Source organism: Limnoglobus roseus (assembly GCF_008254045.1).
Lineage (GTDB): Bacteria > Planctomycetota > Planctomycetia > Gemmatales > Gemmataceae > Limnoglobus > Limnoglobus roseus.
In genome coordinates this window covers 555324-582064 of the sequence record NZ_CP042425.1, presented here as the reverse complement: position 1 = coordinate 582064, position 26741 = coordinate 555324, and the positions used below count along the sequence as shown (strand labels likewise).

At 65.6% G+C, this 26741-nt stretch carries 22 protein-coding genes; 12 read left to right on the top strand and 10 right to left on the bottom strand.

Features of this window, described 5'->3' with window-relative positions; all coding sequences use genetic code 11:
• Window positions 1-62: 62 nt before the first annotated feature.
• On the top strand, window positions 63-1862 hold the full coding sequence (locus PX52LOC_RS02355; RefSeq protein ID WP_149108573.1) for an ABC transporter permease: 1800 nt from the start codon (window positions 63-65) through the stop codon (window positions 1860-1862).
• 115 nt (window positions 1863-1977) lie between these two features.
• Window positions 1978-3240: a Gfo/Idh/MocA family protein gene (locus PX52LOC_RS02350; RefSeq protein ID WP_246173635.1), complete on the top strand. Its 1263-nt coding sequence runs from the start codon at window positions 1978-1980 to the stop codon at window positions 3238-3240.
• A gap of 85 nt (window positions 3241-3325) precedes the next feature.
• Here the strand turns inward: PX52LOC_RS02350 and fusA are convergent, their stop codons facing one another.
• Together fusA and PX52LOC_RS02340 are read right to left on the bottom strand one after the other, a co-directional pair.
• Window positions 3326-5449 (bottom strand): elongation factor G, encoded by a 2124-nt coding sequence (fusA, locus tag PX52LOC_RS02345; protein WP_149108572.1) that lies wholly within the window; start codon window positions 5447-5449, stop codon window positions 3326-3328.
• A 177-nt stretch (window positions 5450-5626) separates the two neighbouring features.
• A complete protein-coding gene (locus PX52LOC_RS02340) occupies window positions 5627-5812 on the bottom strand; it encodes a hypothetical protein (RefSeq protein ID WP_149108571.1) in 186 nt (61 codons plus the stop codon).
• Window positions 5813-6114: 302 nt separating this feature from the next.
• Between PX52LOC_RS02340 and PX52LOC_RS43250 the strand changes: the two genes are divergently transcribed.
• From PX52LOC_RS43250 to PX52LOC_RS02325, 4 genes are all read left to right on the top strand, one after another.
• Entirely contained in the window at window positions 6115-6240 is a 126-nt protein-coding gene (locus PX52LOC_RS43250) for a hypothetical protein (RefSeq protein ID WP_261345053.1), read from the top strand.
• A gap of 217 nt (window positions 6241-6457) precedes the next feature.
• Complete coding sequence (locus tag PX52LOC_RS02335; RefSeq protein WP_149108570.1) at window positions 6458-7414, top strand: DUF1559 family PulG-like putative transporter; 957 nt, start codon at window positions 6458-6460, stop codon at window positions 7412-7414.
• Between the two features lie 81 nt (window positions 7415-7495).
• Window positions 7496-7900 (top strand): hypothetical protein, encoded by a 405-nt coding sequence (locus PX52LOC_RS02330; RefSeq protein ID WP_149108569.1) that lies wholly within the window; start codon window positions 7496-7498, stop codon window positions 7898-7900.
• A 193-nt stretch (window positions 7901-8093) separates the two neighbouring features.
• Entirely contained in the window at window positions 8094-9662 is a 1569-nt protein-coding gene (locus PX52LOC_RS02325; protein ID WP_149108568.1) for a UxaA family hydrolase, read from the top strand.
• Between the two features lie 82 nt (window positions 9663-9744).
• On the opposite strand, the gene PX52LOC_RS02320 is transcribed toward PX52LOC_RS02325, so the two are convergent.
• Window positions 9745-10275 (bottom strand): hypothetical protein, encoded by a 531-nt coding sequence (locus PX52LOC_RS02320; RefSeq protein ID WP_149108567.1) that lies wholly within the window; start codon window positions 10273-10275, stop codon window positions 9745-9747.
• Window positions 10276-10573: 298 nt separating this feature from the next.
• Here PX52LOC_RS02320 and recJ point away from each other — a divergent pair, with 298 nt between their 5' ends.
• Window positions 10574-12328, top strand: a complete 1755-nt coding sequence (gene recJ, locus PX52LOC_RS02315; protein WP_149108566.1) for a single-stranded-DNA-specific exonuclease RecJ — start codon at window positions 10574-10576, stop codon at window positions 12326-12328.
• A gap of 132 nt (window positions 12329-12460) precedes the next feature.
• On the opposite strand, the gene PX52LOC_RS02310 is transcribed toward recJ, so the two are convergent.
• Entirely contained in the window at window positions 12461-14560 is a 2100-nt protein-coding gene (locus PX52LOC_RS02310; RefSeq protein ID WP_149108565.1) for a HEAT repeat domain-containing protein, read from the bottom strand.
• Window positions 14561-14711: 151 nt separating this feature from the next.
• On the opposite strand from PX52LOC_RS02310, the gene PX52LOC_RS02305 reads away from it, so the two are divergent.
• Window positions 14712-16112 carry a hypothetical protein gene (locus tag PX52LOC_RS02305; protein ID WP_149108564.1) on the top strand — a complete coding sequence of 467 codons (1401 nt, stop codon included), beginning with the start codon at window positions 14712-14714 and terminating at the stop codon, window positions 16110-16112.
• Between the two features lie 256 nt (window positions 16113-16368).
• Here PX52LOC_RS02305 and PX52LOC_RS02300 read toward each other — a convergent pair whose 3' ends face one another.
• From PX52LOC_RS02300 to PX52LOC_RS02285, 4 genes are all read right to left on the bottom strand, one after another.
• Window positions 16369-17688 (bottom strand): glycerate kinase type-2 family protein, encoded by a 1320-nt coding sequence (locus PX52LOC_RS02300; RefSeq protein ID WP_149108563.1) that lies wholly within the window; start codon window positions 17686-17688, stop codon window positions 16369-16371.
• Between the two features lie 100 nt (window positions 17689-17788).
• A complete protein-coding gene (locus tag PX52LOC_RS02295) occupies window positions 17789-19183 on the bottom strand; it encodes a DUF1501 domain-containing protein (protein WP_149115398.1) in 1395 nt (464 codons plus the stop codon).
• 26 nt (window positions 19184-19209) lie between these two features.
• Window positions 19210-19932: a Uma2 family endonuclease gene (locus PX52LOC_RS02290; RefSeq protein ID WP_168218765.1), complete on the bottom strand. Its 723-nt coding sequence runs from the start codon at window positions 19930-19932 to the stop codon at window positions 19210-19212.
• A 16-nt stretch (window positions 19933-19948) separates the two neighbouring features.
• Entirely contained in the window at window positions 19949-22642 is a 2694-nt protein-coding gene (locus tag PX52LOC_RS02285; protein WP_149108561.1) for a PSD1 and planctomycete cytochrome C domain-containing protein, read from the bottom strand.
• Window positions 22643-22859: 217 nt separating this feature from the next.
• On the opposite strand from PX52LOC_RS02285, the gene PX52LOC_RS02280 reads away from it, so the two are divergent.
• On the top strand, window positions 22860-23348 hold the full coding sequence (locus PX52LOC_RS02280; protein WP_149108560.1) for a DinB family protein: 489 nt from the start codon (window positions 22860-22862) through the stop codon (window positions 23346-23348).
• Between the two features lie 28 nt (window positions 23349-23376).
• On the opposite strand, the gene panC is transcribed toward PX52LOC_RS02280, so the two are convergent.
• Together panC and cyaB are read right to left on the bottom strand one after the other, a co-directional pair.
• Complete coding sequence (gene panC / locus PX52LOC_RS02275) at window positions 23377-24225, bottom strand: pantoate--beta-alanine ligase (RefSeq protein WP_149108559.1); 849 nt, start codon at window positions 24223-24225, stop codon at window positions 23377-23379.
• A complete protein-coding gene (gene cyaB / locus PX52LOC_RS02270; protein ID WP_149108558.1) occupies window positions 24222-24782 on the bottom strand; it encodes a class IV adenylate cyclase in 561 nt (186 codons plus the stop codon). The genes panC and cyaB overlap by 4 nt, the downstream gene beginning before the upstream one ends.
• A gap of 81 nt (window positions 24783-24863) precedes the next feature.
• Between cyaB and PX52LOC_RS02265 the strand changes: the two genes are divergently transcribed.
• The 3 genes from PX52LOC_RS02265 to PX52LOC_RS02255 all read left to right on the top strand — a co-directional run bounded on the left by PX52LOC_RS02265 (window position 24864) and on the right by PX52LOC_RS02255 (window position 26730).
• Window positions 24864-25190, top strand: a complete 327-nt coding sequence (locus PX52LOC_RS02265; RefSeq protein WP_149108557.1) for a Rieske (2Fe-2S) protein — start codon at window positions 24864-24866, stop codon at window positions 25188-25190.
• On the top strand, window positions 25187-25663 hold the full coding sequence (locus PX52LOC_RS02260; protein WP_149108556.1) for a cytochrome c: 477 nt from the start codon (window positions 25187-25189) through the stop codon (window positions 25661-25663). The genes PX52LOC_RS02265 and PX52LOC_RS02260 overlap by 4 nt, the downstream gene beginning before the upstream one ends.
• Window positions 25664-25830: 167 nt before the next feature.
• Entirely contained in the window at window positions 25831-26730 is a 900-nt protein-coding gene (locus tag PX52LOC_RS02255) for a hypothetical protein (protein ID WP_149108555.1), read from the top strand.
• Window positions 26731-26741: the final 11 nt, after the last annotated feature.

Below are 26741 nucleotides of genomic sequence, written 5' to 3'. Positions count from 1 at the left end.
GCATCGCAACGACCAGAATCAGGGGGCTGACGCCCCGCTCGCCCGAGTTTCCGGAACCTTCTATGCTCTTCCTTCCGCGTCTCGCCTACCGCCTGTTGAAGCTGCTCGTCACGAGCCTCGCGACGATGTTCGTGCTCGGGCTGTCGCTGCTGCCGCTGTCGGTCTTGCTGCTGGCGGTGCCGGCGTTCCTCTCGCAAGAGTCGGTCCTCGAAGACACCACCGCCGCTCACGGCTCCCGCCTGTGGCGGACGCTGAAGCGCGTCTTCGCCCTCGGCACCGGGGTCATCGTGCTGCTGGCCGTCCTCGCCGTGTCGGTCGAACTCGTCACCCGTCTCCCGCTGCCGGAGAAAGGCTCGTTCGGCGTCGTCGCCCGCACCATGACGCCCGCCCCCGGCGACTTCTTGGGCAAGACCGAGCGCGAGCGCGAAGAGAACCTGTCGAAGATGCCGCCGGACGTGCAGAAGTTCATGCGGACGCCGCTGCACACGAAACTGCCGCCCGCGATGATCGAGCACTGGCCGTTCGTCATCCTCGCGGTGTACGCCTTCGACCTGCTCATCCTCGTGTTCATCGGCAAGGTGCCGCTGGCGTACAACCTCCGCAACGTCCGCGTGCGGTGGAAGACGAACCTCATGACCGCGTTCGCGTTCACGGCCGTCATCGGCCTGCTCACGTTCCTGCTCGCGTTCGTCAACGGCATGAACAACCTCACCGAGAACAGCGGCGTGCCGGGCAACGTCTTCGCCCTGTCTGACGGGTCGACGGACGAAATCTTCAGCAACCTCGGCTACGGCGACATCGACAACGTCGAACGGGTGGTGGTCGAACTCGACGAGAAGGACCGCGTCCTGAAGACGCCGGTCCGCGTGAAGACGGTCGAGCGGGACGGCAAGCCGCTCTCACTGGCGAGCAAGGAGACGTACTACGCGATCAACATGCCGGTTCCGCACTCGAACCCGCCGCGGCGGCGGTTCGTGCAACTCCGCAGCCTCGGCGATTCGCAAGTCGCGGCCGAGGTTCACAACGTCCAACTCCTGCCCGGTGGCAAGTGGTTTCGCTCGTCCGGCGTGAACGACAAGAGCCAAATCGAGTGCGTGCTCGGCGAGGGCGTGGCCGGCGTGCTCGCCGAGGATCGCCCGGACAAACGGCCGCTCGTGCCCGGTGACGTGTTCACGCTCGGCGAAGTCGAGTGGGTCGTCACCGGCATCATGAAGGCCGAGGGCACGACGTTCGGCAGCGAGATCTGGGTGCAGCGGTTCAGCCGTATTTATGAGCCGTTCGGCAAGCGGACGTTCACCACGCTCGTCCTCCGAACCGACGCCGACACGCGGGAGGCGTCGCGGGCGATGGCCTACCACCTCAGCAAGCGGTACACGCAACAGAAGCTGAAGGCGTTCTCGGAGCCCGACTACTACGCAGAACTGACGAAGACGAACAACTTCTTCCTGGTGGCCGTCGTGGTGGTGGCCGTGGTCATGGCCATCGGCGGTGTGTTCGGCATGATGACGACGATGTTCGCGAGCATCGCCCAGCGCATCCGCGACATCGGCGTCCTACGGCTGCTCGGCTTCAAACGGTGGCAGGTGATGGTGTCGTTCATGCTCGAATCGCTGACCATCGCTGTCATCGGCGGCGCGATGGGCTGCCTCCTCGCGTGGGCCATCGCCGACGGTCGGGCGAGTACCAGCACGCTCAGCAGTGGCAGCGGTGCCCCCGGCGGCAAGAGCATCGCCCTGACGATCAACGTGGACGCCCAGGTGATGGCGATGGGCATGCTGTTCACGCTCGTGATGGGCCGCCTCGGCGGGCTGGTTCCCGCGCTGTCGGCGATGCGACTAAAGATACTCGACTCGCTTCGATAAAATCGATTCACCACAGAGAGCACAGAGGAAAGGCAGAAGGACTTGTTTCGGTTCTGACCCTTATCGGTTCTTTCTCTGTGTTCTCTGTGCCCTCTGTGGTGAATAGGATTTTTGCATGAGTATCCCACCCCGCATCCGGGCCGGCATGGTCGGCCTCGGCATGATTTTCGACGAGACGTACCGGCCGTTCTTCGAGCAAGTTCACCGCGAAGGACTCTTCCGCCGCGACTTCGGCCTCGTGGACGTCGATCTCGCCGCCGTCGCCACCCGCACCGGCACGCGGGCCGGGAAGTATCGGGCACATGCTCCGACGCCGTTTGCGAACCTCACCGGCCCCGACGCGGCCGAGCAACTGGCAAAGAGTGACGTGGACGTGGTGTGCGTGGCCACGCCGGATGACCGGCACTTCGGCCCGGCAAAGGCGGCGCTCACGGCCGGCAAGCATGTGCTGATCGAGAAGCCCTCGGTGCTGTCGCTCGCGGAGTTGGACGAGTTGCAAGCCCTCGCCGACGAGAAGCAGGTTCTCGCGAAGGTCGTGTACCACAAGCTGCTCGACCCGGACCACAAGAAGCTGCGGACGCACGTCCTCGAAGGGAACCTCCGGCACGTCAACAACGGCTACTGCTCGCTCTTGGAGCCGAAGTCGATCTCGACCGGCCAGTTCGCCGAGTGGCTGACCGGCCGCAACCCCGGCACCTACGTCGCGTGCCATTACACGAAGCTCATCGACTTCACCTTCTTCAGCCGTGGCAACTACGCTCTCACCCGCATTTCCGCGAACGGCCAGCGCGGCCTCGTCGGCCCGGCCGACGGCAACACGTGGGATTCGACACAGTTGCAGGTCACGTACACGCACCTCAACGACGGCCGCGAGGCCACGTTCGACATCCACACCAGTTGGGTGACGCCGGACAACTTCCCCGGCTACGTCGATCAGGAGGTGCAGTTCCGCTTCGACAACGGCGTGTGGAACGCCCACCAGCGGAAGCGCGGCGTGGAGGTGACGATCGAAGACCGCTCGCCGGGCGAGTTCAAGTACACGCCGAACCACCACTACAACGGCCGGTTCGTCGAACCGTGGAACGAACTGTCGCAGCGCGGCTACGGCATCGAAGTGATCCGCCGGTTCTTCGAGGAAGTCGCTTACGTCGAACACGGGCCCGGCGACCGCCACGATCGCTGGCAGGCGATGGCCCACTACAAGTACAACGACCTGTCGGCGGAACGCAACTGCGTGGCTATCGTTCAGGCACTGGAAGCGATCCTCGCGGAGCATGCCGCCGGTCGCCCCGGCGGCATGGTGACGACCGACGATGGCCTGCGGTTGTACCTGCCCGGCGTGGCCGAACCGAAGGTGCTGTACGCGGGGCGGGTTTAAGGCGAGCGGCCCGGCGTGAGCGGGCCGTGTCTGGTACTATCAGACACGGCCCGCTTACGCCGGGCCGCTCGCCGTTCATCCTCCGTCACTCCCCCAACATCTCCCGGCGCACCTCGGCCGGGGCCGGCTCGTAGCTGTGCGGTTCCATGCCGCTCGCGGCCCGACCTTGGCTCAGACTCCGCACGCGGTCGGCGTAGTCGAACAGCAGCCGCAGTGGCACGAACGCTTCCACCTCGAAGGTGCCGCCCGCGCCGAGTGGTTCTTGCCGCTCGATCACGCCGCGGCGGCCAGCCAGGTCGCCGGTGATGTTGCCGACGAACTCGTTCGGAGTCGTCACCGTCACCCGCATGATCGGCTCCATCAACTGAATGTTCCCCTCGACCGCTTCGCGGTAGGCCTGCACCGCCGCCTTCGTGAAGGCGTCCTCGCTGCTCAGGTTCGGGTCGAACTTCGCGTCGGTGATGGTCGCCTGCACGTTCATCATCGGGTAGCCGAGTTCGCCCGTTTGCAGCGCGTCGATCAGCCCCCGCTCGGCGGCGGCGGCGAACAGCGGCGGCAGCGCCTCCGGGCCGACGGCGTTGTTCACGATGACCGGCTTCTCGACCTTGAAGTTCGTGAACGACACCCGCAGGTTCGCGTAGGCCTGCTTGTCGCCCATGCGGTCGACTTCGACCTCGACCGTCTTGCCGCCGATCAGCATTTCGCGGTAGCTCACTCGCGGCTTGCCGACGCGGACCTTTAGCCGGAAGTCGCGTTCGAGCCGGTGCCGTTTCACTTCCAAATGCAAGGTGCCCATGCCGCTCATGACCGTCTGGGCCGTGTCCTTGTCCACCTTCACCTTGAACGTCGGGTCTTCGAGTTGGAGCAGCGCGAGCGAGTTGACGAGCTTGTCCTTGTCGGCCCCGCTCTCGGGTTCGATCGACTGGCTGACGACCGCCTCCGCGAAGGTGATCGCTTCCAGCAAAATGGGGTGGGCCGTCTCGCAGAGCGTGTCGCCGGTGATCGAGTCCTTCAGCCCCAACACGCAGACGATGTCGCCGGCCGGGGCCGCATCGACTTCCTCCAGGCCGCGGTTCGGGTCGGCGTGGACGTGGAAGATCTTGGCGATGTTCTCCTTCACGTCCTTGCCAGTGTTGAACGCCCGCATGTTCGGCTTCATCACGCCGCTGTAGACGCGGATGAAGAAGCGGTTGCCGTTCGGGTGGCCGACGGCTTTGAACACGAGACCGCAGAACGGCTCCTTCGGGTCGGGCTTTCGCTTTTCTTCCTTCTTCCCCTTCGGGTTGGTGCCGACGACCGGCGGCCGGTCGAGCGGACTCGGCAGGTAGTACGTCACCGCGTCGAGCAGCGGCTGAACGCCGATGTGCTCGCGGCCGCTACCGGCCAACACCGGGTAGATGCGGCGGGCGAGCGTCTGTTCGCGCACGAGTTGCCGCACCTTCGCCGGGTCCGGGGCTTGGCCTTCGAGCAGCGCGGATGTGATCAGATCCTTGTCGTCGGATTCGCTGAGGATGTCGAACAGCTTCGTGCGGTAGTCCTCGGCTTCGAGTTGGTGATCTTCCGGCACGGCTTCGACCGTCATCGTCTTGCCGTAATCGGCCGGGTCGAAGTAGATGGCCTTCATCTCGATCAGGTCGATGACGCCCTTGAACGGCGTGTGGCTATCCTTCACGGACCCGGACCCGATGGGGATCACGATCGGCACCGGCCGGCCCTGCGTGGCCCCGTCCGGCGTGAGCCGTTGGCGGACGGTTTCGAGCGTCTGTGCGAAGTTGGCCCCGACCACGTCCATCTTGTTCACGAAGATGATCCGCGGCACGCCGTACTTGTTGGCCTGCCTCCAGACCGTTTCCGACTGGGCTTCGACGCCCTTCTGCCCGTCAAAGACGCAGATCGCGCCGTCGAGCACCCGCAGTGAGCGTTCCACTTCGGCCGTGAAATCGACGTGCCCCGGCGTGTCGATCAGGTTGACCGTGTACCCGAGCCACGAGAACGGCACGCACGCGGAGTAGATCGTGATGCCGCGCTCTTGTTCTTCCTGGTCGTAGTCGGTCTCGGTCGTTCCCTCGTCCACGCCGCCGAGCTTGTGCTTGGCCCCGGCGTAGAAGAGTAAGTGTTCGGTGGTCGTGGTCTTGCCCGCGTCGATGTGGGCGATGACGCCAATGTTGCGGATCTGTTTCAGGTCGTCGGTGGGGGAGGATTTCGCCATGGGGTAGCTCACAAGGACCCATCAGCGGACAGCAAAGAGCTACGCCGAGAGCGGTAGGTATTTTACGGAGGTGGGAAGGGATGGACTGCGCCCCCGCCACGGCTTCTGGCGGGGATGGGTCAAAGTTGGGCGAGGCCCGTTACCGATCGACAGTAATCGTACCTTCGGAGGACCGACCTAGCGGATGTCACGCAGGGCGTTGTAGCCGAGGTAGCCGACGATGCCGCTAGCGAGAATGAGGAAAATATCGACCAACATGAACGGGCTACCGCCAAACGGAATCCCGATGGCGATGTCGAGAATGGAGAGTAAGAGCATCAGGGCGGCCACGCCGAGGGCCGCGTAACACAACCACTTTTCCATGAGCCGACCTTTCAACCCGTAGAGCGGAAAACGAGCGTCGAAGGCCTCGATCAGAAGATGACCCGCCACGGAAACTTTCGGCCTATCCTAGTGCCGAACTCGCCGGTAACAACGGCGTTTATGGCAATTTCTCTGTCGAGCCTGCTACTCGACGCCTTCCTGACGGCACGGTCGGAACAATTGACGGAACCGGAGGCCCTTTCTGGCTGGTGATGAGAACGGGTGGAAATCTTCCCATTCCGTCGAGAAGTTTAGACGATGGTGCTTAGCGAAGCCGTTCGAGAAATTGTGGAGGCAGTGGTGTGGATTCCACACCACTGCCCGGAGTGTCGAGTGAAAGCCTGCTCCAGATCAACCTCACGCCGGTCGATGGTGGCGGTGCCGGCTACGTGTTCAAGGACAAGTTCGCCCCGACAAGTCGCAGTTGATCGTCGACGTCTATGGAGGGCGAGGAAGTTGTCATCGACATGGCGAAAGCGAAGGGCTAGCCGGTCCTGTCGGAAAGTTCCCAATTCCGTCCAAAATTCCGGACGCTGGTGCTTTACACCGCGAAGTTAATCAAGTATTAATGGAGATGGCGAGCATTTTCATGCTTTTTTCAGACTCATTCGCCTGTCACGTATCTCTTCATTTTGTGAGGTATTTATGTCCCACTCCCGTTCATCTCGAAGGGCGTTTACGCTCATCGAGCTGCTGGTGGTGATTGCGATCATCGCCATCCTGATCGGACTGTTATTGCCGGCCGTGCAGAAGGTCCGCAGCGCGGCCGCCCGTGCCCAAAGCTCAAACAGTGTCAAGCAGATCATGCTGGCGAACCACGGGTTCCACGACACCATGGGGATCATCCCCCCGCTGTCCGCCGTGTTGGTTCCCGGGAGCGGTCAGCCGGTGTCGGGCCACTTCTGGATTCTCCCGTACATCGAGCAGAACGCGATCTACCAACTCGGCATTTCTAACGGCGGGGCGTGGCCGGGCGTCCCGCCGAACGACGCCGCCTCGCGGGCGGCCGGTACGGCGGCGGGCGCGAAAAAGATCAAGACCTTCCTGTCGCCGCGGGATCCGTCCCAGCCGGCCGACACCTGGACCGAGTCCAACAGCGGGACGTGGGGCCACGGCAATTACGCCATGAACCACGCGGTCTATGGCACGCCCGTCGACCCCACGCCCGGCGTCGATACCATCGACAAGGTCACCAAGGGCAACGCTCGCTTCAAGCTGTTGAGCCTGACGGACGGCACGTCGACGACGGTCGGCATCGCCGAGCAATACGGGATTTGCGGCTCGAACGGCGGGTCCCCGGACGGGATGAACCACAAGTTGTGGGCGTACAACCTCACGTGGGACTACCTTAAGGGGCCGTACTTCGACACCCGCCTGGTGACGAGCACCGGCACCACCGTCACCGCCACCTCGACGTCGACCCCGCCGCAGGCCCAACCGACGGTTGCGGCGTGCGACCCGTACCGCGTTCAGGCCATCGACGGCGTCTGCATTGTCGGCATGATGGACGGTAGCGTCCGGAACGTAACTCCGAACGTCGATCAGACGGTGTGGTGCCGGGCCCTCTGGCCGCAAGACGGGCTGGTCACGGGCGATTTCTAACTCTGATACGAACCTGTTGCGCCGGCCGAGTTCACTCGGCCGGCGTTTCCCTTCCCCGACCCTTTTCCCTCCCCAAGTGACATGACACTCAAAACCGTGGCCGTGATGGTCGCAACGCTAACGCTTCTCGCCGGTTGCGGCGGCCCGCCGAAGAAGAAGATGCTCACAGTGACCGGCACCGTGACCTACAAGGGCCAACAGCTCAAGAGCGGCGTCATCAAGTTCCTCGCCCCGAACGGTGATTTCGCGACCGCGACGATTAATTCCGACGGCAAGTTCATCATGACGGAGGTCGTGCCGGGCGAACAGAAGGTCGCCTACGTGGGCGGGCCGGTGAGCGTCGGGAGTTCGGACACGGGCACCCGTGGCGGCGGGGTTGGTGCGACGGCGGTTGCCGTCCCTGCGAAGTTCAACGACCCCCAAACGTCGGGCGCGACCGTGACCGTCCCCGAGAGCGGCGGGGACGTGACGGTCGCACTGAACTGACGCGATTACGGATTGGGGTCAGCAAGCCGAAACCGATCACCTTGGCCGCGCTCACCTAGATGGCAAGCTGGTCGACTTCACCGGCTGCACCGCGACTCCCGCAGTGATTCAAAACCCCGCGCTCCCGGCGCGGGGTTTTTTGCGTAAATTGACTCTCAGCGAACCACGAACCACCCGCAGGCCCGTTCCACCCATGACCATTCCCCTCTCCGATGTCGCGGTCCACCTTCGCCCCACGGATAACGTCGCTGTGGCCCGCCGGCAGATTGCCCCCGGCACCGAGATCGCCTTCGACGGCGGCACACTGAAGGTGCCGAGCCTCGTGAAGCTCGGGCACAAGTTCGCCGTCTTCGCCATTAAGGAAGGCGACGCCATCACGAAGTACGGCCAGGTGATCGGCTTCGCTGGCGGCAACCTCGTGCCGGGCACGCACGTCCACACGCACAACGTCGTCCTCGGCAAGTTCGAGCGGGACTACGCCTTCGCCAGCCAGACCCCGCCGCCGCCCGCGCCGCCCGCGGAATATCGCAACTTCGACGGCTACGACCGCGGCCCGATCCGCCCGGAGCACCAGCGGTACGGCACGCGGAACTACATCGCCATCATCAGCACCGTGAACTGCTCGGCCGGCACGAGCAAGTACATCGCGGAAAAACTTCGCGCCAGCGGCATCCTCGACAAATACCCGAACATCGACGGCGTGGTGCCGATCGTCCACAAGCACGGTTGCGCGATGGCCTACGGCGGCGACGACCACCACCAACTCGACCGCACGCTCGCCGGCATTGCCAACCACCCGAACGTCGCCGCGTACATCCTCATCGGCCTCGGCTGCGAGACGGGGCAGGCAGCCCACTTGATCCAGAACGAGCACCTCGAACTGATCCAACTCGGCAAGCCGAAGCAGAAGCCGATCCTGCTGAGCATTCAAGAGATCGGCGGCATCGGCAAGACCGTGGACGCGGGCGTGGAGGCCATCGCCGGGCTGCTGCCGCAGGTCAACGACGTGAAGCGCGTCCCGATTTCCGCGAAGCACCTGATTCTGGGTACGAACTGCGGCGGGTCGGACGGCAACAGCGGCATCACCGCCAACCCCGCCCTCGGCGTCGCGTCTGACCTCGTCGTGCAGCAGGGCGGTACGACCGTCCTGGGCGAGACGACGGAGATTTACGGGGCGGAACACATCCTCACTCGCCGGGCCGTCAGCAAGGCCGTCGGCGAGAAGTTGGTGGAACGCATCAAGTGGTGGGAGTGGTACACGAGCGTCTTCGGCGTCGAGATCAACAACAATCCGTCCGTCGGCAACAAGGAGGGCGGCCTGACGACGATTTACGAGAAGTCGCTGGGGGCCATCGCGAAGGCCGGATCGACGGCGATGACCGACGTGCTGAACTACGCCGAGCCGATCAAGGCGAAGGGCTTCGTGGTCATGGACACGCCCGGCTACGACCCGGTGAGCATGACCGGCATCGTGGCCGGCGGCGCGAACGTGTGCGTCTTCACGACCGGCCGCGGCAGCGTCTACGGGTGCAAACCGGCCCCGTGCATCAAGGTGGCGACGAACACGCCACTCTACGAGCGGATGATCTCGGACATGGACGTGAACGCGGGTGCGATCCTTAACGGGGTGCCCGTGGAAGAGGTCGGCCGTCAACTCTTCGAAGAGATTCTGTCCGTCGCCAGTGGGAAGAAAACGAAGAGTGAGATCCACGGCGTTGGCGAGGAAGAGTTCGCCCCGTGGCACATCGGCCCGACGTTGTAATTCCGAACGGTGAATTACCAAAGCGAAGCGGGCGGCGGTGAGGGATGTCCCTCACCGCCGCCCGCTTCGCGCTCTTCGACAGTTACTTAATCGCCGGAATCACGATCTGGGTCGAGGTTTCCAGCTTCTTCGGCATCGGCTTCGGGGTCTCAACCGGTGCTTTGGGCATCGGCATCGCCTGGGGCGGTGCCGGCATCACCGGGGGCGCCGTCGGGGCGACCGGCAAGGCACACCCACTCGGGGCGGCGGGCATGGCCGAACACGCCACGCTCGGGGCCGAACAATCGGAAGCCGTCCCGCAGCCGCCGCAATCGCCCTTTTGGAACTTCGCCTTCAAGCGGGACAGCAGGCCGGGCTTGCCGCACGGGTCGGCGGGCTCGTGGCAGGCCGTCGTGAAGCCGGCGAACAGCGGCGTGCCGCAGGGAGTACACGACGAGTCGCAAGACGACCGCGAGCCGAGCTTCGCCCGCAACTTCGCGAAGAAGCCGGGCGACGACTCGCACCCGCACGACGGGGCGGCCGTCGCACAGGGTGCGGGAGTGGCGCACGGAGCGCCACAGGGGTCGCCGCCGGTCGCCAGGGCCGTGGTGAGAATCAATGCTGTCAGGTTCATGAGCCGAGGACTCCTTCGAGGTAATAAATGCGAATCCATCACGCATTGGCGGCGGAGGCCATGCTGATCTTCCCCATCCCCCGAAACTAGCATCGGTCCGTCGGGCAAATCACTTTGAGCGATCCCTTGAAGGAATTTCCAGGAATCCCGGTCCGGCGGCCCGAGTGTGCCGGAACAACCGGACGGAACGAACGCACGGCCTGCGACGGCGGGGCGTGTCGGGAACTTGGTGGAACCGATCGCGGGAAACCGCCGATGGTACGGATAGAATGCCAGTTTCCCCGCGCGAGGATTTCCGGTGACGCCGGTAGTCAAACAGTGGCACCTTGTGCCGCACGACGACGCCACCATCCGCCGCCTGACGGCCGAACTGCGCATCCCGCTTGTGGTGGCGCAACTGCTCGTCAACCGCGGCGTGCGGACGGCCGATGCCGCGACACGGTTCCTCAACCCGGTGCTGACCGCGTTGCACCCGCCGGAGAAGCTCCCCGGCGTCACGGCCGGGGCCGAGCGCGTGGTGCAAGCCATCCGCGACGGCCGGCGCATCCGCGTCTTCGGCGACTACGACGCCGACGGCGTGACCGGCACGGCGATCTTGTACCGCCTCATCGACCACCTCGGGGGCGTGGCCGACTTCTACATCCCGCACCGGCTCGACGAGGGGTACGGTCTGAACGTCGAGGCGATTCGCAAGGCGAAGGCCGACGGCGTGGGCCTGATGATCACTGTGGACTGCGGCATCACGGCCGTGGAAGAAGCGGAAGAAGCCCGGCGGCAGGGCGTCGAACTCATCATCACCGACCACCACGAGCCGAAGGATGAGCTGCCGAACGCCGACGTGCTCGTTCACCCGCGATTGCCGGGCGGCTACCCGTTCGATGGCCTCTCCGGGGCGGGCGTAGCGTTCAAGCTCGCGTGGGTGGTCGCGCAACTCGCCAGCAACAATCAGCGCGTGACGCCGGAACTCCGCGAACTGCTGCTCGACTGCGTCGGGCTGGCCGCGCTCGGACTGGTGGCGGACGTGGTGCCGTTGCAGGACGAGAACCGCATCTTCGTGAAGCACGGCCTCGCCCGCATCGCCGCCCGGCCACTGCTCGGGCTGAAAGCGCTCCTCGAAGCGAGCAAGTTGAAGGACGCCGCGATCAAGGCCGAGGACGTGAGCTTCCGCCTCGCCCCGCGGCTGAACGCGGCCGGCCGGCTCGGGTGTGCGCTGCTCGTGGTGGAACTGCTGACGACGAAGTCGCCGGTGAAGGCCCGTGAGATCGCGGAGTGCCTGGAGGGGTACAACACGCAGCGGCAGACGATCGAACGCCGGATCGCAACCCAGGCCCGCGAGATGATCGCGGAACACCAACTGGACGGGCACTCTGCGTTCGTCCTCGGGTCGGCCGACTGGCACCAGGGCGTCGTCGGCATCGTCGCTGGGCGGCTGACCGAGCAGTTCGGCAAGCCGACGATTCTCGTCTCGCTTCGGCCGAACGACGAACCCTCGACGGGGTCGGGCCGGTCCATCGTGGGCGTCGAGTTGCACGAGGTGCTGAAGGACTGTGAAGCCGTCCTCGAAAGTTACGGCGGCCACGCCTTTGCCGCCGGCGTGAAGGTGCGGCCGTCGAACCTCGACACGTTCCGCACGCTGTTCTCCGCGGCCGTGACGAAGCGGTTCCCGAACGGCTTACCACGACCGCGACTGGTCATCGACGCCGAGATTCCGCTGGCGTCCCTCACCTTCGGGCTGATGAAGGACATCGACCGGCTCGAACCCTACGGGGCGGACAATCCGAAGCCGCGGTTCCTCGCGACGGCGTTGACGATCGAGGGCACGCCGCGGCGGATGGGCCAGGGCGAACGCCACCTGAGCTTCCGCGTGCGGCAGGGAACCACGCTCATCCGGGCGGTGGCCTTCGGCATGGGCGACCGCTTCGACGAGTTGATGTCCGCGGGCGGGAAGTGTTCGCTGGTCTTCTCGCCGCGGTTGAACGAGTGGCAGGGCTACCGATCCGTCGAGATCGAAGTGACCGACTTCCGCGCGGGGCACGAGGTGATACTGGAGTAGCAGGCGGCAGAGGCGAAGGACATTTCAGACACGGTGAGGTGTTCCCCTCTCCCCGTTGGAGTGAGGGTGGCCGAAGGCCGGGTGAGGGGAAGACAACCTGCCGGAGTGAACGACTGAATCCCTCTCGCCGCCTCACTTCTCCTTCTTCTTCAAGTCTTCGACGTGGCGCTTCCAGACGGCGACGAACCCGTCGCGGGCCAGGGGTGGGGCGGCCACGTCGAACCCGCTCAGCGATTTGACCCCCCGGGATTCGGGGTCGACTTCGTTCACCAGTTGCCAGAAGGCGAGTTGGCGGATCGACAACACCGGCGAGTTCAGGTACTCCACGAGTTGGTCGAGGGCCTTCGGATCGGTTCGCTCGGCCTCGGTCGGGCCGTGGAGCAGTCGCACGGCGCTCTGCGCCTGGTCGGCCGACAGGCGTGTCTTGTCATTGAGCAGTTTCGCCAACTGGTCGAGGGCCGTCGGAGAACTCGCGGCCAGCGTGAGGAGGCCGTACACGGCGGCGTCGCGGACGCGGGGCCGGGTTTCGTCCACGAGGCCGTCCACCGTCGGCGGCAGGTCGCCGATGGCGGCGTTGCCCAGAACGGCGATCGTCGGCCGGATGGCTCGCTTACTCTGCTCGGCAATCGTCTCGTTGAGGCCGGGTTCGCGCTCGGCGAGCATCTCGGCCAACCGCACGCGGCACGAGTCCGGCTCGCGGAAGCCCTCGGCGAATTCCGTCAGCGTCTGCTGGATCGCCTTCGCGAGAACCTCGTTCGCCCCGGGCGGCGTGCGGGACAGGACCGACGCGCTCACCGGCGGTTGGTTCGGCCCCGGTTTCGTCGGCCCCTGGAAGCCGACGCCCTTGCTCGACCAGAAGACCATGTCGTTGGCCGCGAGGTCGGGCAGGTTCTTGTACCGCACCTTCAGCTTCGCCCCGCCCTTGATGACGGCCAAGCGGATCGCCGCCAGCGGTTTCTCACTCGGGTCCACGTCCACCATCATCCCCGGCACGAGGCGGTGCGTCACTTCCACCACCACGTCGGCCTTGTCGTCGGGCAGCGTCACGTCCCAGACTTCCTGGTCGCACCGCACGCGGATCGTGGAGCCGGTCGGCTTCTTCGTCGTCAGGAAGATGCGGCCGGTGTGAAGCGTCAGGTCGGCGTCGAACCCGTCGTAGGGCGGGTGGAGCGTCACGGACGATTCGAGAATCGGGATCGGTACTTGGTCGGGGAGGTTGCCCCACAACTCGACGACGGGGCCGGCTTCGAGCTTCAGACTGGCCTTGAACCCCGGCAGGGCGACCAGTCGCTCGGCGCTCATCACGCTCGGCATCGCGGGCATGATTCGCACCCACTTGCCGCCGCGCTCCGCGAGCACGACCTTGTCCGGCGTGTCGAGCACCCCGACGGGCAAGGCGTCCGGCTTGGGCGGCTGCGCGGCCGGCACCAGGTCCATCGGCGGCTTCGCGTCCATCGGCACGGGCGGTGGCGGGGCGGCAGGCTGCTCGTCCATTGGAATCTCGATCGGCGGCGGCATCGGCACGGCCGGCGGTTCGCGGTTCTCGCCCGGCTTCGGCTTGACCTCGTCGGCGGGCTTGGCCGCGACTTCCACGTTCGACCGCTTGGGCGGAAGGTCCGACGGGTTGGACCGCGGCCACGCGGCGAACGCCGTCAGGCCGAGGCCGACGACCAACCCGCCGAGGACGAGTAACTGCGCAATCCGCTGACCGCTCGACTCCGTCTGGCCGAACGCCTTCATGCCGAGCAGGTACGCCGCGTCCGAGTCGTCCGCCCGGGGCAACGGCTCGTCGGGCAGGATGCCGCCGACCGGGACCGTGCTGCCGGGCTTCTTGTTCGGCAGCGATTCCGGCCCCGTCACGAGGCGGTACATCCGCTGGCGGGCCGTCGGCGGCACGCGAACGGGTTCGCTGAGGAGCAGCGTCAGAATCTGGTGACAGGCCGCGACTTCGGCGAGGTGAACGTCGGATTCGAGGCAGCGCTTCTCGAAGTCCTCGATCTTCTCCGACGGCAGGGCGTCGCTGAGGTACTCGGCCACGGCGTTGGCGTCCGACCCGCTCCCCTTGTCCGAGGGCGGCGTCGAAAGCCGGCGGCGGCGCGTGACTTTCTTGATCGTCTCGATGAGATCTTGCGCGGCGGGACTCTCGGCGACCTTTTGCCCGATGAGCTTGGCCTCCTCGCCGGGCAAGGTGTCGTCCAGGTAGGCGAGCAGAGTCCGGAGGGTCAGGCGCATGGTGGTTCCTCGTGTGGCTTCAACAACATTAGTGGGAAGTGCGATCCGGTTTCGTGCAGGAAACGGAAGAAAATTTCGCGAGGTGCCGTCGGCGGCGGAATCGTTATCTTCAGCAACATCCCACCTTTCAGCCACCTTCGCGGGAATTGCCATGCGTGCGCTCCTCTGCCTACTCACCCTCGCCAGCCTGACCGTCGCCGCCGACCCGAAGCCGCGGGTGCGGGCCGGGGCGTTCGCCATGAACGTGACGCCCGAGCAGTTCCCGATCTCCGTAAACGGCGGCTTCTCGGACATCCAGGCGAAGTCTGTCAATGACCCGCTGCACGCCCGCTGCCTCGTCCTCGACGACGGCACGACGAAGTTGGCTCTGGTGGTCGTCGATAGTTGCATGTTGCCGCGGGAACTGATCGACCGGGCGAAGGAACTCGCCCACGAGAAGACCGGCATCCCGGCCGGGCACGTGCTCATCTCCGCGACGCACACGCACACCGCCCCGACCAGCACCGGCGTCTTCCAGAGTGAGCCGAACGCGAAGTACGTGGCGTGGCTGCCGGGCAAGATCGCCGACGGGATCGCGAAGGCGCACGCCAACCTCGCCCCGGCGGAACTCGGGTGGGGCGTGGCCGACGAGCCGGGGCAAGTTTTCAACCGCCGGTGGTGGATCAAGCCGGGCGTCGAGAACCGCGACCCGTTCGGCGGCACGACCGACCTCGTTCGCATGAACCCCGGCGTGCAGAACCCGGCCCTGATCGCCTCGGCCGGCCCGACCGACCCGGCCGTGTCGATCCTCGCGGCCCGTTCGCCGGACGGGCGACCGACGGCCCTCTTCGGCAACTACTCGCTGCACTACGTCGGCGGTTCGCCGGCCCTGTCGGCGGACTACTTCGGCGTGTTCAGCGACACCGTCGGCGGAAAGGTCAACGGCGGCCCGGCGTTCGTCGGCGGCCTATTCAACGGCACCAGCGGCGACGTGAACAACATCAACTTCCGCGAGGCGGCCGTGCCATACAAGCCCGGCGAGCGCATCCGCCTCGTGGCCGACGCCGTGACGACCGCGGCGAAGAAGGCTTACGACCAGGCGAAGTTCACCGGCGACCTCACCCTCGCGGTGGCCGAGGCGGAAGTCGAGTTGAGGGTCCGCAAGCCGACGGCGGCCGAGCTGAAGCGGGCCGAGTTGATTCTCGCGGCGATCGACTCGCGTGCCCTGAAAGGGGCCGACGAAGTCTATACCCGCGAGACGACGTTGATCGCGAAGTACCCCGACACGGTGAAGTTGAAGTTGCAAGCGATGCGGGTCGGCGGCCTCGGGATCGTCGGCATCCCGTGCGAAGTCTTCACCGAGATCGGCCTGGAGATCAAGCGGCGGTCGCCGCTGCCGCAAACGTTCGTGGTGTCGCTGGCCAACGGCTACAACGGCTACCTGCCGACGCCGCAACAGCACCGCTGGGGCGGGTACGAAACCTGGCGGGCCCGGTCGAGCTACCTGGAAGTGACCGCGTCGGACGCGATCACGAAGGCGGTGATGGAGTTGCTGGCGAAGGTCGCGAAATGAAAAATCGCGGGCGACCCGTCAGGAGGTCGCCCGCGATTTGTTGCGATGCGGGTTCCGGCCCGCACGGCAATGCCTCTTCCGCTCCAGCCCCGTTCCGAGAAGCTGTGTCGGACGAAAGGATAGAAAGCAACCACCGTGCCAGAGTGAAATTCGTCCCGGTTGGTCTTGAACCGACCAGTTTTCCGGTCGCCGGGTGATCAGGCGAGCAACTTTTACAACCGCTCGGCCACCGAGTGAAAATTCTGCCGGCACTTTCTCATGTAAGAAGTACCAACCGCAGGTCCATGACGTTGGTTCCGGTCAGCCCGCCACGAATCAAACTGCCGGTCGCGTCGAAGAACGGGTAGGCGTCGTGGGCGGCGAGGGCGGTTGCCGTTGACAGGCCGAGGCGTTCCGCGGCAAAAAGTGTCTCCTGCGTGGCCACCGCACCGGCCGCGTCCGTCGGGCCGTCTTCACCGTCGGTGCCGGCGCTAAGGACTGTCACGCCCGCCATCCCGTCGCGGCCAAGTTTGTCGAGGATCGCCAGCACGAACTCCTGATTGCGGCCGCCTTTCCCCGTTGACCCGCCGAGCGTCACCGTCGTTTCGCCGCCGAGGAGGATGCACGTCGGCACTTTCACCGGCTGTCCACGTTCGCGGATGTTGCGCACGATTCCCGCGACGGCCGTCGCCACCTGCCGCGTCTCGCCTTCAACGAACGGCCCGAGGTCGAGGACCGAATAGCCGTGGAACTCGGCCCGCGCCTTGGCCGCTTCCAGCGCGTGAGTGTTTGAGGCGATGACCACGTTCCGCACGTTCGGCGGCACCGCCTTTGGCGTCTCCGGCACTTCGCCGCGCACGCCGCGTTCGAGGTGGGCCACCACCCGCGGCGGGGCTTTCTCCCGTAAGCCGTAGCGATCCAGCACCACCAGGGATTCGGCGAACGTCGTCGGGTCGGCGGCCGTCGGCCCGGACGCGATCACGTCGAGCGGGTCGCCGACCACGTCCGAGATGATGAGACTGACGAGCAACTTCCCGCGGAACGCTTCCGCCAACCGCCCGCCCTTGACCCGCGACAGGTGCTTGCGGACGGCGTTCATCTCGTTGATCGTCGCCCCGCAGGCGTGCAGCAACTTCGTCACCGCCTGCTTGTCTTCGAGCGTGACCCCCTCGACCGGCGCGGGCAACAACGCCGACCCGCCGCCCGAGAGCAGGCAGAACGCGAGGTCGTCCGGCCCGGCCGCGGCGAGCAGCCGCAGCATCGCGTCGGCCCCTTCGACGCCCGCGGCCGTGGGGTGGTTACTGCCGGCCGGTCGGGCGGGGTGCAGGCGGATGCGCGTCGTCGTTTCCGGCGTCCCTTCGGGGACGTTCACCACGCCGGCGAGTTTCGGCTCGACTTGCAGGACCGCTTCCAACCCCGCGGCCATCCGCCCGCCGGCCTTGCCCGCACCGACGGCGATAATCTGCTGGGTGGAGTTCAGGAGGGGAGAAAGCTCGTCGTAGAGTGCCATGCAGGCGTTGAGAATCGCGGCCTCGGGGTTGGCCGCGGCGACGGCGTGCTGCCAAAGGTCGAGGGCGATGTCAGAAGAGTTAGTCATAGCCACAGATGAACGCGGATGAACACAGATTGAAGAAGAACTGCATTTGTTTTATCTGTGCTCATCCGCGTTCATCTGTGGCCAACTTCTTTTCCACGACTTACGCCAAAACTTCCTTCACCACGCGGCCGTGCACGTCCGTCAGGCGGAAGTCGCGGCCGGCGTAGCGGTAGGTGAACTTCTCGTGGTCGAAGCCGAGGAGGTGCAGAATCGTGGCGTGCAGGTCGTGGACGTGGACCGGCTTCTCGACGGCCTTGAAGCCGAACTCGTCGGTCGCGCCGACCGTCTGCCCACCCTTCACGCCGCCGCCGGCCAGCCAGACGCTGAAGCCGTAGTGGTTGTGGTCGCGGCCGTTGAGCTTGCCGGCGTTACTGCCGGGTTGGTCGAGTTCCACCACCGGCGTCCGCCCGAACTCCCCGCCCCAGACGATGAGCGTCGATTCGAACAGGCCGGTCCGCTTCAAGTCGGAGATCAACGCCGCGATACCCCCGTCCACTTGCCCGGCCAACCGGCGGTGGCTGGCTTCCAGGTCGTCGTGGCTGTCCCACGGCTGCACCGGCGCGTGCGACACCTGCACGAACCGCACGCCTCGTTCGACGAGTCGACGAGCGATGAGCAGCGATCGGCCCTGTTCGGTGTTGCCGTAGGCGTCGAGCGTCTGCTTCGTCTCCTTGCGGATGTCGAAGGCGTCGGTCGCCTCGGTCTGCATCCGGTAGGCCAGTTCGAACGACTGAATGCGGGCTTCCAGTTGCGGATCGGCGTCGCGGGCCTCTTGGTGCATCTTGTTCAGCTTCTGCAACAGGTCGAGTTGCTTCCGCTGGCCGTTGCCAAGGGTGAACTTGTTGCGGATGTACTCGATCAACTTCTCCGGGTCGCTCTGCCGGGTGTCGAGGTACGTCCCCTGGTAGATGCCCGGCAGGAAGGCCGATTGCCAGTTCTGCGATTCGAGCAACGGCATCCCGCCGGGGCACATGGCCACATAGCCAGGCAGGTTCTGGTTCTCGGTGCCGAGGCCGTACGTCACCCAACTGCCGAGGCTCGGCCGGACCAGCCGGGATTCGCCGGTGTTCATGAGCAGGAACGATGGCTCGTGGTTCGGCACGTCGGCGTGCATGCTGCGGATGACGCAGATGTCGTCGATGTGCTGGGCCGTCTTCGCGAAGAGTTCGCTGACCTCGATGCCACTCTTGCCGTATTTCTGGAACTTGAACGGCGAGCCGAAGGCGGCCCCGGTGCGGCGTTCTGTCCGCAGGTTGCTGGAAGGCAGTGGCTTGCCGTGGTACTTGTTGAGCAGCGGCTTCGGGTCGAACGTGTCGACCTGACTCGGCCCGCCGTTGGCGAACACGTGGATGACCCGTTTCACCTTCGCCGGGAAGTGCGGCTCTCGCGGCGCGAGCGGGTGGGCCGGGTTCGGCTCCGCCGCGAGCAGGCGGTTGTCGCCGAGCAACTGCGTCAAGCCGAGCAGGCCCATGCCGACGCCGCAGCGGGTGAGCATCTGCCGACGGCTGAGGAAGGGGTTGGTCACGATCGGTTCCTCTTTGCTTTGGCTACGAGCTTCTTGACGAACTTCGCGTGTTCTTCGGACAACAGTCCTTCGTTCAGCACGCCGAGTAGTCGCTTGGCCGTGCGGTCGAAGACGCCGGCCGGGTCCAGCCACAGGCCGGGGAAGACGCGGGAACGCAACACGCCGGCCGCGTCGGGCTTGAGAGCGGTGAAGCCGCGCTTGCCGCGGGTGAACCACTCCACTTCACGGTTACGCACAACTACGATGAGGTACTCCAAGACGCCGGCCGCTTCGTACTCGTGTCGCTTCGCGTGCCGGTCGATGGCGGCCGTCGTGTTCGCAACTTCCACGAGCAGTTCGGCAGGACCGACGAGATAATCTTCCGCGTTGATCGTCGTCTGTCCGCCGGACTCGGGCAGCACAATCATGGTGAGGTCGGGCTGAGGTTCATTTTCCTCGCCGAGTATGTTCGTCGAGTTGTCGGCGACCTCCGTTCCCTCCGTCGCAGCCGAGTACATCCCGAGCCAAAACGCCATCCGAGCGTGAGGTCGGCCGTGCGAGACATGCTTGACGGGTGATGCCACGTAGACCACTCCCCCGATCAGTTCGGCTTTGAACCCGTCCGGTGTCTGCTTGTACAGTTCGTGGAACGTCTTCTGGTCCATGTGGTCGCCGCTCTGGAACGGCGGCTCGTACCGCGGGTTCGCGGGGGCCTTCGTCACCCGGCTTGCGGACGGCATTCGCATTTTCGATCCCTCAATCCACGAACGCGAACTCGTTGCTCAGCAGTAGCACCTGGGCCAACTGCTCCCACGGCGACAGGGCGTTTTTCGGTCCCGGTGTTTGCAGGAACTCGTCGGCGAGGGCGAGTTCCGCCGGCGTGGGGTTGCGGCTCAGCACGGTGCGGTAGACGGCCGTGACGTTCTCGGGCGTCGTCTTGGCGCTACTCACCTTGGTGCCCACGCCCTTCGCGACTTCGCCGATGAACGGGCTGTTCATCAGGAAGAGCGCTTGCTGTGGCACGGTCGTCTGGAACCGTTGCGGCGTGTGCTGGTCCGGGCTGGCGAAGTCGAACGCCCGCAGTGTGCCGGCGAGGTTCTGACGGTCCACGAAGCCGTAGACCGAACGACGCGGGGTGAACGGGGCGGTGAACAGATCGACCGACCGGCCGCCGATCTTTGATCGGTCCAGCGTGCCGGCGGTGGAGAGCAGGGAGTCGCGCAGCCCCTCGAAGTCGAGCCGCTGGCGGTTGAAGCGGCCGAGCAGTCGGTTCTCCGGGTCGGCCGCGGTCATCGCCGGCGTCGTGACGCTCGCCTGTTGGTACGCCGCCGTGAGCATGATGCGGCGGTGCAGGTTCTTGATCGACCAGCCGTCGTCGGTGGCGAACCGCTTCGCCAGCCAGTCGAGCAGTTCCGGGTGCGTCGGCGGATCGGACCGCAGGCCGAAGTCGCTCGGCGTGCGGACGAGCCCCTGGCCGAAGTGCCACGTCCAGACGCGGTTCACGATCACGCGGGCCGTCAGCGGGTTCGTCGGGCCGACGATCGAGTTCGCGAGTTCCAGGCGGCCGCTGCCGTTGGTGAACGGCTTGCGGTCGAGGCCGACCGTGATCTCGGGCATCTGCCGCGGGATGCGGGGGCCGCGATTGCCGGGGTTGCCGCGGAGGAACACCACCGGCTCCGTCGGACGGGCGTTGTCGTTCAGGACCATCGCCCGCGGCGGGGCGAACGGCGACTTCACCCGGGCGAGGGCGGCGTCGTTGCGGAGCTTGCGGAAGACCTTCTTCGTGGCGATCAGCACGAGTTTGTCCGTGTCGCCCGGTAGCGGATTCGTGATGCCGCCGTCGCCGACCATGCGAGTCACGAGGGCCTGCCAGTCGCCGTCGGCGTTCGGCACGGCCCCCTTCGCGGCGTCGGCCAGGAGTTGCGCGTAGACCGCCGCCGTCTCGCCGATCGTTTGCGGCTTCGCGTCCTTGAGGATGGTGACGACGTGTGCGTTGGCCGGCTTCTTGAGGGCCGCAAGAGCGTCCTTCGCCTTCGCGCCGAAGTCCTTCTCCGGCAGGTTGGTGAAGGCCAGCCACGGCGCGAAGATCGGATCGTCGCCGGTCACGGCCGTCCGCCAGCGGTCGAGCATCCGCGGGTCGAGCTTGCGTTCGACCGCCCACTTGTCGGCCTTGTCGCTCGGGAAGCCCTTCGTCTCCTTCGTGGCCAGCAGCATGTCGGCGATCGACCCCGGCCGCTTGAACGGGGCCAGCGCCTCAGCGTACATCTTCTGCTCGAAATCGGCGGCGGCCTGTTCCATCTTCTGCAATTCCGCCTCGAACGCCAGTGCCGCGGGCGTGCGCTCGGCCTCCGCGATCAGCGGCAGTTCCTTCGGCTCGTTGCTGCTGCTGAAGACGCCGTAGAGCGAGTAGTAGTCGGCGGTTGGGATCGGGTCGAACTTGTGGTCGTGGCATCGCGCACAACCGATCGACAGGCCCATCAGCCCGCGGCCGACGAGGTCGATGCGGTCGTCGATGATGTCGTGCATGTTGTTGCTGAACCGTCGCCCGACGGTCAGAAAGCCCATCGCCGCCAGTGGCGTCTTGTCGGCCCCGAGGACGAGCTTGTCGGCGGCGAGTTGCTCAACGACGAAGCGGTTGTACGGCTTGTCGGCGTTGAAGGCGTTGATCACGTAATCGCGGTAGGTGTACGCATACGGGTAGTTGCGGTCCTCGGTGAAGACGTACCCCTTCGTGTCGGCGTACCGGGCCACGTCGAGCCAGTGCCGGCCCCACCGCTCGCCGTACTGCGGCATCGCGAGGAGCTTGTCTACGAGCTTCGCGAAGGCGTCCGGCGCGGCGTCCTTCTCGAACGCCTCGATCTCCTCCGCGGTCGGCGGCAGGCCGATCAGGTCGAAGTACGCCCGGCGGATCAGCGTCCGCTTGTCGGCTTGCGGCGAAAGCGAGAGGTTCTTTTCCTGGAGCTTCTTCACCACGAACTGATCGAGTGGGGTGCGGGCGTTCGGCACGGCCGGCGGCACGGGGTCGCTCACCGGCTGGAAGGCCCAGTGCGTCTTGACCGTGTTCGGGGCGACGGGCTTCGCGGCCGATTCCGGGAAGGCCGCGCCGACCTTGACCCACTGCACGAGGGCATCGACCTGCTCCTTCGGCAACTCCTTGTCCGGCGGCATCGGGAACTCGCCCTTCCGCCGCACCGACTTGATGAGCGAACTCTTGTCCGGCTCGCCCGCGACGACGGCCGGGCCGGCGTCGGTGCCCTTCTTCAGCCCGGCGGCCGTGTCGAGGCGCAGCCCCGCTTCCTGCTTCTTCTCGCCGTGGCAGCGCACGCACTCGGCCAGGAGAACGGGGCGGACGTGCTTCTCGAAATAGTCGAGCTGTTCGGCCGTCGGCTTATCCGCGGCGTGCAGGGCCGGGCAAGCGAGGGCGACCAGGATCGCGGCAAATCGGCGCATGTTGAACCCGAAATTCAGGATGCGTGAACCGAATGGCTCAGCTATCGCAGGAGGGAGTACCGTCTCGTCTGAGGGTATTTTACCGGACGTCAGGCCGTTTGTCGAAGGCGAATCAGCAGTTCGGCCGCTCGTCTAGTCGCTTTGACCGGCACGACCGCGGTCACTACGCTGACGACGGCCCCGGTCGAAATGGGGTAGCCTATCACACGGAGGGAACATGCTCATCTCAGAACTGATGGTACCGGAACTAGCGGCCGAAATGGCCATGACGCGGAAGTTGCTGGCCCGAATTCCCGACGACAAACTGGGCTGGAAGCCGGCGGACGGCCTGCACACAATTGGCTGGAACGCGAGCCACCTCGCCGATATCGCGGGCTGGGTTCCGCTCATCGTGACCGGCGACGGGATCGACTTGGCCCCCGTGGATGGCCCGGCCTACGTCACACCCGAGGCGACCGACACGAAGCAACTCCTGGTGATCTTCGACGAGAACGTGGCAAAGTCGCTCGCGGCTCTCGCTGGCGTACCAGACGCCATCATGGACGAACCGTGGTCGTTGAAGATGGGCGGTCAGGCGCTCTTCACGATCAAAAAGGGCGAGTGCCTCCGCAAGTGGGTCTTCAGCCACACGTCCCACCATCGCGGCATCCTCTCGGTCTACCTGAAGATGGTGGGGGTGCCGTTCTCTTCGATCTTCGAAGAGTGATACGAGGACACTCGCTTTACCCTGCCGCTCAGCCGCGCAGCGGGCTGAGCGTGACGTTGTCGATCAGCCGCGTCGTGCCCAGGAACACCGCGACCGCGACCAGCGCCGGGCGGGCGATCGTCGCGATGGGCTGGAGCGTTTCATCGTCCACGATGCTCGCGTAGTCCACGCGGGCACCGGGAATCGCGGTCAACTTCGCGTGTAACTCGGCTTCCAGCTTCGCCACGTTCGGTTCGCCACTCGCCGCAATGGCCTGCAAGGCTCGGTAAATCTGCGGGGCGACCGCTCGTTCGTCCGGCGAGAGGTAGCGGTTGCGGGAACTCATCGCCAGGCCGTCGGCTTCGCGGACTGTGGGAGCGATCGTCACACTTACGGGCACGTTCAGGTCGCGGACCATCCGCACGATGATGCGGGCCTGTTGGGCGTCCTTCGCCCCGAAAACGGCCACGTCCGGCAGCACGATGTTGAACAGCTTCAACACCACCGTGCAGACGCCGCGGAAGTGCCCCGGGCGGCGGGGGCCGCAGAGGTGGTCGCCGAGTTTGGCGATGTCCACGTAGGTGAACGCCTCCGGGTACATCTCGTCCACGCTCGGCGAGAAGACGAGGTCGCAATCGACCGCCGCCAACAGGTTCACGTCGGCGTCCAGCGTCCGCGGGTACTTGGAAAAGTCTTCCTTCGGGCCGAACTGCGTCGGGTTCACGAAGATCGTCGTGACGACGAAGGCCGTGGACTGCTTCGCGATTCGCACTAACTCGATGTGCCCGGCGTGCAGCGCCCCCATCGTCGGCACGCAGCCGATTGTCTTCCCGGCACGCCGGTGTTCGGCCACGGCGGCCCGTACCTCGGCAATCGTCGTCACCACCCGCGGCGTCATGCGTCGATCCCTTTCGCGTCCAGCACCATCCGCAGGTACGCCCGCGGTTCCGGTACCGTCAGGTTCAAGTCCTTCGCCACGGCTTCCACCACGGCGGCCGCCTCGGCCGTCCGCGATTCGTCGGTGACGATTTCGATTTCCACGAACCGGCCCACGCCGCCCAGGTGGTCGAAACAGAGGTGCAATTCAAAGCCGTCGCGTTGGAGCGTGTACGTCTCGCGCTGCTTCATCACGACGGCCGTGGCCCGGTAGCCGAGCGCGAGGATCAACTTCTCGGCGTCGGCGAGAGTCACGGTCCCGGTCGCAAGGGGAACCTCGATTTCCGGCCGCGTTTTGACGCCGCCGCCGCGCTTCGGGCCTTTGTAAGTCAGAATGCCGACCTCATCGACGCACCGGAGGCGGAAGACTTCGTCGGTCGTGCGGAAGTCTCGGTCCGGGGCGTTGAAGTAGTGGTCCCGCTCCCGCCGCGATTCGAGAAACCTGCCCCCCCACTCTTGCACCTGCTGTTTCGCACGCTCCCAGTCGTCGAACCGAAACTTCAACTCGATTTCCAGCATGTGCCGCTCCGTGGGGGATTGTGGTAAAGTATACCGCACGCCGAACGAGTGAAACCGACCCCCGAGAAATGAGGGCACGCCGTGCCGGAACTGCGGACCGTTTGCAAGGTGGGCGACATCGCCGACAACGAGTACACGCTCCTCACCGTGAACAACAAGGACGTGGCCGTGTTTTTCCACCAAGGGCAGTACTACGCCATCGACGACATGTGCCCGCACGCCGCGGCTTCGCTGTCCAGCGGTCGCGTGGAGGACGGCATCGTCACCTGCCCGTGGCACGGCTGGCGGTTCCGCCTCGCCGACGGGGCGTGGGCCGACAACCCGCGGGTGAAGACCGGGTGCTACCCGGTCCACCTTACGGGCGACCTCGTTCAGATCGAAGTGCCGCCTCCGAAGGGCCAACCATGAAGACCTTCGCCCGCGTGAGTTTGCTCGTGCTGCTGGCCGCGTTCTGCGGCTTCCTGCCGGGGGCCGTGTCGCAGGTGCCGAACAAGCCGGTCGCGAACCCGCCGAAGTTGGAGGCGGTGGCCGAGACGAAGTTGCTCATGGCCGGGCTGGCGAAGGCGAACTTCGACGGCCTGAACCGCACGTTCCAGGAGAAGCCGGCCGACGCTCAGACCTGGGCCTTCGCCCGCGGGCAGTCGCTCCTGATCGCCGAGACGGGGAACCTGCTCATGATGCGGCCGCCGAAGACCCGGCAAGCCCAGGACACCTGGATGGCGAAGGCCGCGGACCTGCGGGAAGCGGGTGTGAAACTCGCGAAGGCGGCCGCCGGGAAGGATTATGCCGCCGCACGCGCCGGCGTCGCGTCGATGGCGAACGCCTGCAACCGCTGCCACGAGGCGTTCCGGGTGGCGGAGCGGGTTGTGCCGTTGGAATAGTTCGGTCGCCCGCCCGTGAGGGCCGGGTTGTGGCACGAAGCGTGCAGATGGAACTGGCCGATCCCTCGGATTCGCGTTACGTTGAATCGAGTTTCGGTGAAAGCCGACGCCCGTGCCGTCGAATGACTAGAGAGTGATTCCCATCACCCACCCAGGTGTTCGTTCCCATGTCTACGCCGATCCCGCCGTCCGAGCCGGTCCCCGTCGCCGTGGAGCCGGCAGTTCCCGTGATTCCCGTGACGCCCTCGGGGCCGCGTGAGATCAAGCTCATCAGCCACTCGCCGCTGTTCTACTGGTGGCCGGTGTGGGTCTTCGGGTTCCTGATGGCCGGGTTAACGGCGATCGAGAACAACCGGTTCGCGGTCGTGCCGGATGACACCCGGATCACGCCGCTGGGCAACCCGGCCGACGGGAACTACATGCTGCACACGAAGGCCACTCGCCTTCCGACGCCACTGGACGACGCCATCGCCACGTCCAAGCGGGAGGCCGTCGAGAGCGAGCGGGCGTTCCCCACGCACGTTTCGCAGCGGGCGTGGATGGGCAGCCTGTACGTCATCATCCTGGTGATGACGATTAGCATCACGAACGTCCCCCTCCGCGGGCTATGGTCGTTCCTGGCGATCATGGCGGTTATCGTCGTCTCGCTGCTCATCACGGTCTTCAACGGGTGGGACGACCTGTACGAGCGGATGCGCGGCCTGAAGGTCTACATCAACATGGCCGGCTACCTGACGATTTCGACCATCGTGTTCATCATGTGGGCGATGGCGACGTTCGTCATCGACCGCCGGGCGTACATCCTGTTCACGCCGGGGCAGATCAAGGTGTGCGAACACATCGGCGCGTCGGTCCGGACCTACGACGCGACTGGCGTGACCTTCGAGAAGCAACGGGACGACCTGTTCCGCCACTACATCCTGGGCTTCGGTTCCGGCGACCTGATCGTTCGCACGGCCGGGGCGGAAAAGCACGAGATTCGGATGCAGAACGTCCTCGGCATCGGCTGGAAACTCGAACCGGTCGAGGAACTGCTCCGCGAGAAGAAGACGTCTGTTGTGGTGTAATCGCAACGGAG

Bases quoted from the DNA above. Each gene is read 5' to 3' on its own strand.
- PX52LOC_RS02320 (WP_149108567.1), bottom strand. From the start codon at position 10,275: ATGAACCTGACAGCATTGATTCTCACCACGGCCCTGGCGACCGGCGGC.
- PX52LOC_RS02340 (WP_149108571.1), bottom strand. From the start codon at position 5,812: ATGGAAAAGTGGTTGTGTTACGCGGCCCTCGGCGTGGCCGCCCTGATG.
- PX52LOC_RS02330 (WP_149108569.1), top strand. From the start codon at position 7,496: ATGACACTCAAAACCGTGGCCGTGATGGTCGCAACGCTAACGCTTCTC.
- PX52LOC_RS02300 (WP_149108563.1), bottom strand. From the start codon at position 17,688: ATGACTAACTCTTCTGACATCGCCCTCGACCTTTGGCAGCACGCCGTC.
- PX52LOC_RS02335 (WP_149108570.1), top strand. From the start codon at position 6,458: ATGTCCCACTCCCGTTCATCTCGAAGGGCGTTTACGCTCATCGAGCTG.
- PX52LOC_RS02255 (WP_149108555.1), top strand. From the start codon at position 25,831: ATGTCTACGCCGATCCCGCCGTCCGAGCCGGTCCCCGTCGCCGTGGAG.
- PX52LOC_RS02290 (WP_168218765.1), bottom strand. From the start codon at position 19,932: ATGCCGTCCGCAAGCCGGGTGACGAAGGCCCCCGCGAACCCGCGGTAC.
- fusA (WP_149108572.1), bottom strand. From the start codon at position 5,449: ATGGCGAAATCCTCCCCCACCGACGACCTGAAACAGATCCGCAACATT.
- PX52LOC_RS02260 (WP_149108556.1), top strand. From the start codon at position 25,187: ATGAAGACCTTCGCCCGCGTGAGTTTGCTCGTGCTGCTGGCCGCGTTC.
- PX52LOC_RS02310 (WP_149108565.1), bottom strand. From the start codon at position 14,560: ATGCGCCTGACCCTCCGGACTCTGCTCGCCTACCTGGACGACACCTTG.
- PX52LOC_RS02325 (WP_149108568.1), top strand. From the start codon at position 8,094: ATGACCATTCCCCTCTCCGATGTCGCGGTCCACCTTCGCCCCACGGAT.
- PX52LOC_RS02355 (WP_149108573.1), top strand. From the start codon at position 63: ATGCTCTTCCTTCCGCGTCTCGCCTACCGCCTGTTGAAGCTGCTCGTC.
- PX52LOC_RS02350 (WP_246173635.1), top strand. From the start codon at position 1,978: ATGAGTATCCCACCCCGCATCCGGGCCGGCATGGTCGGCCTCGGCATG.
- PX52LOC_RS02280 (WP_149108560.1), top strand. From the start codon at position 22,860: ATGCTCATCTCAGAACTGATGGTACCGGAACTAGCGGCCGAAATGGCC.
- PX52LOC_RS02305 (WP_149108564.1), top strand. From the start codon at position 14,712: ATGCGTGCGCTCCTCTGCCTACTCACCCTCGCCAGCCTGACCGTCGCC.
- PX52LOC_RS02295 (WP_149115398.1), bottom strand. From the start codon at position 19,183: ATGCTCACCCGCTGCGGCGTCGGCATGGGCCTGCTCGGCTTGACGCAG.
- cyaB (WP_149108558.1), bottom strand. From the start codon at position 24,782: ATGCTGGAAATCGAGTTGAAGTTTCGGTTCGACGACTGGGAGCGTGCG.
- panC (WP_149108559.1), bottom strand. From the start codon at position 24,225: ATGACGCCGCGGGTGGTGACGACGATTGCCGAGGTACGGGCCGCCGTG.
- PX52LOC_RS02285 (WP_149108561.1), bottom strand. From the start codon at position 22,642: ATGCGCCGATTTGCCGCGATCCTGGTCGCCCTCGCTTGCCCGGCCCTG.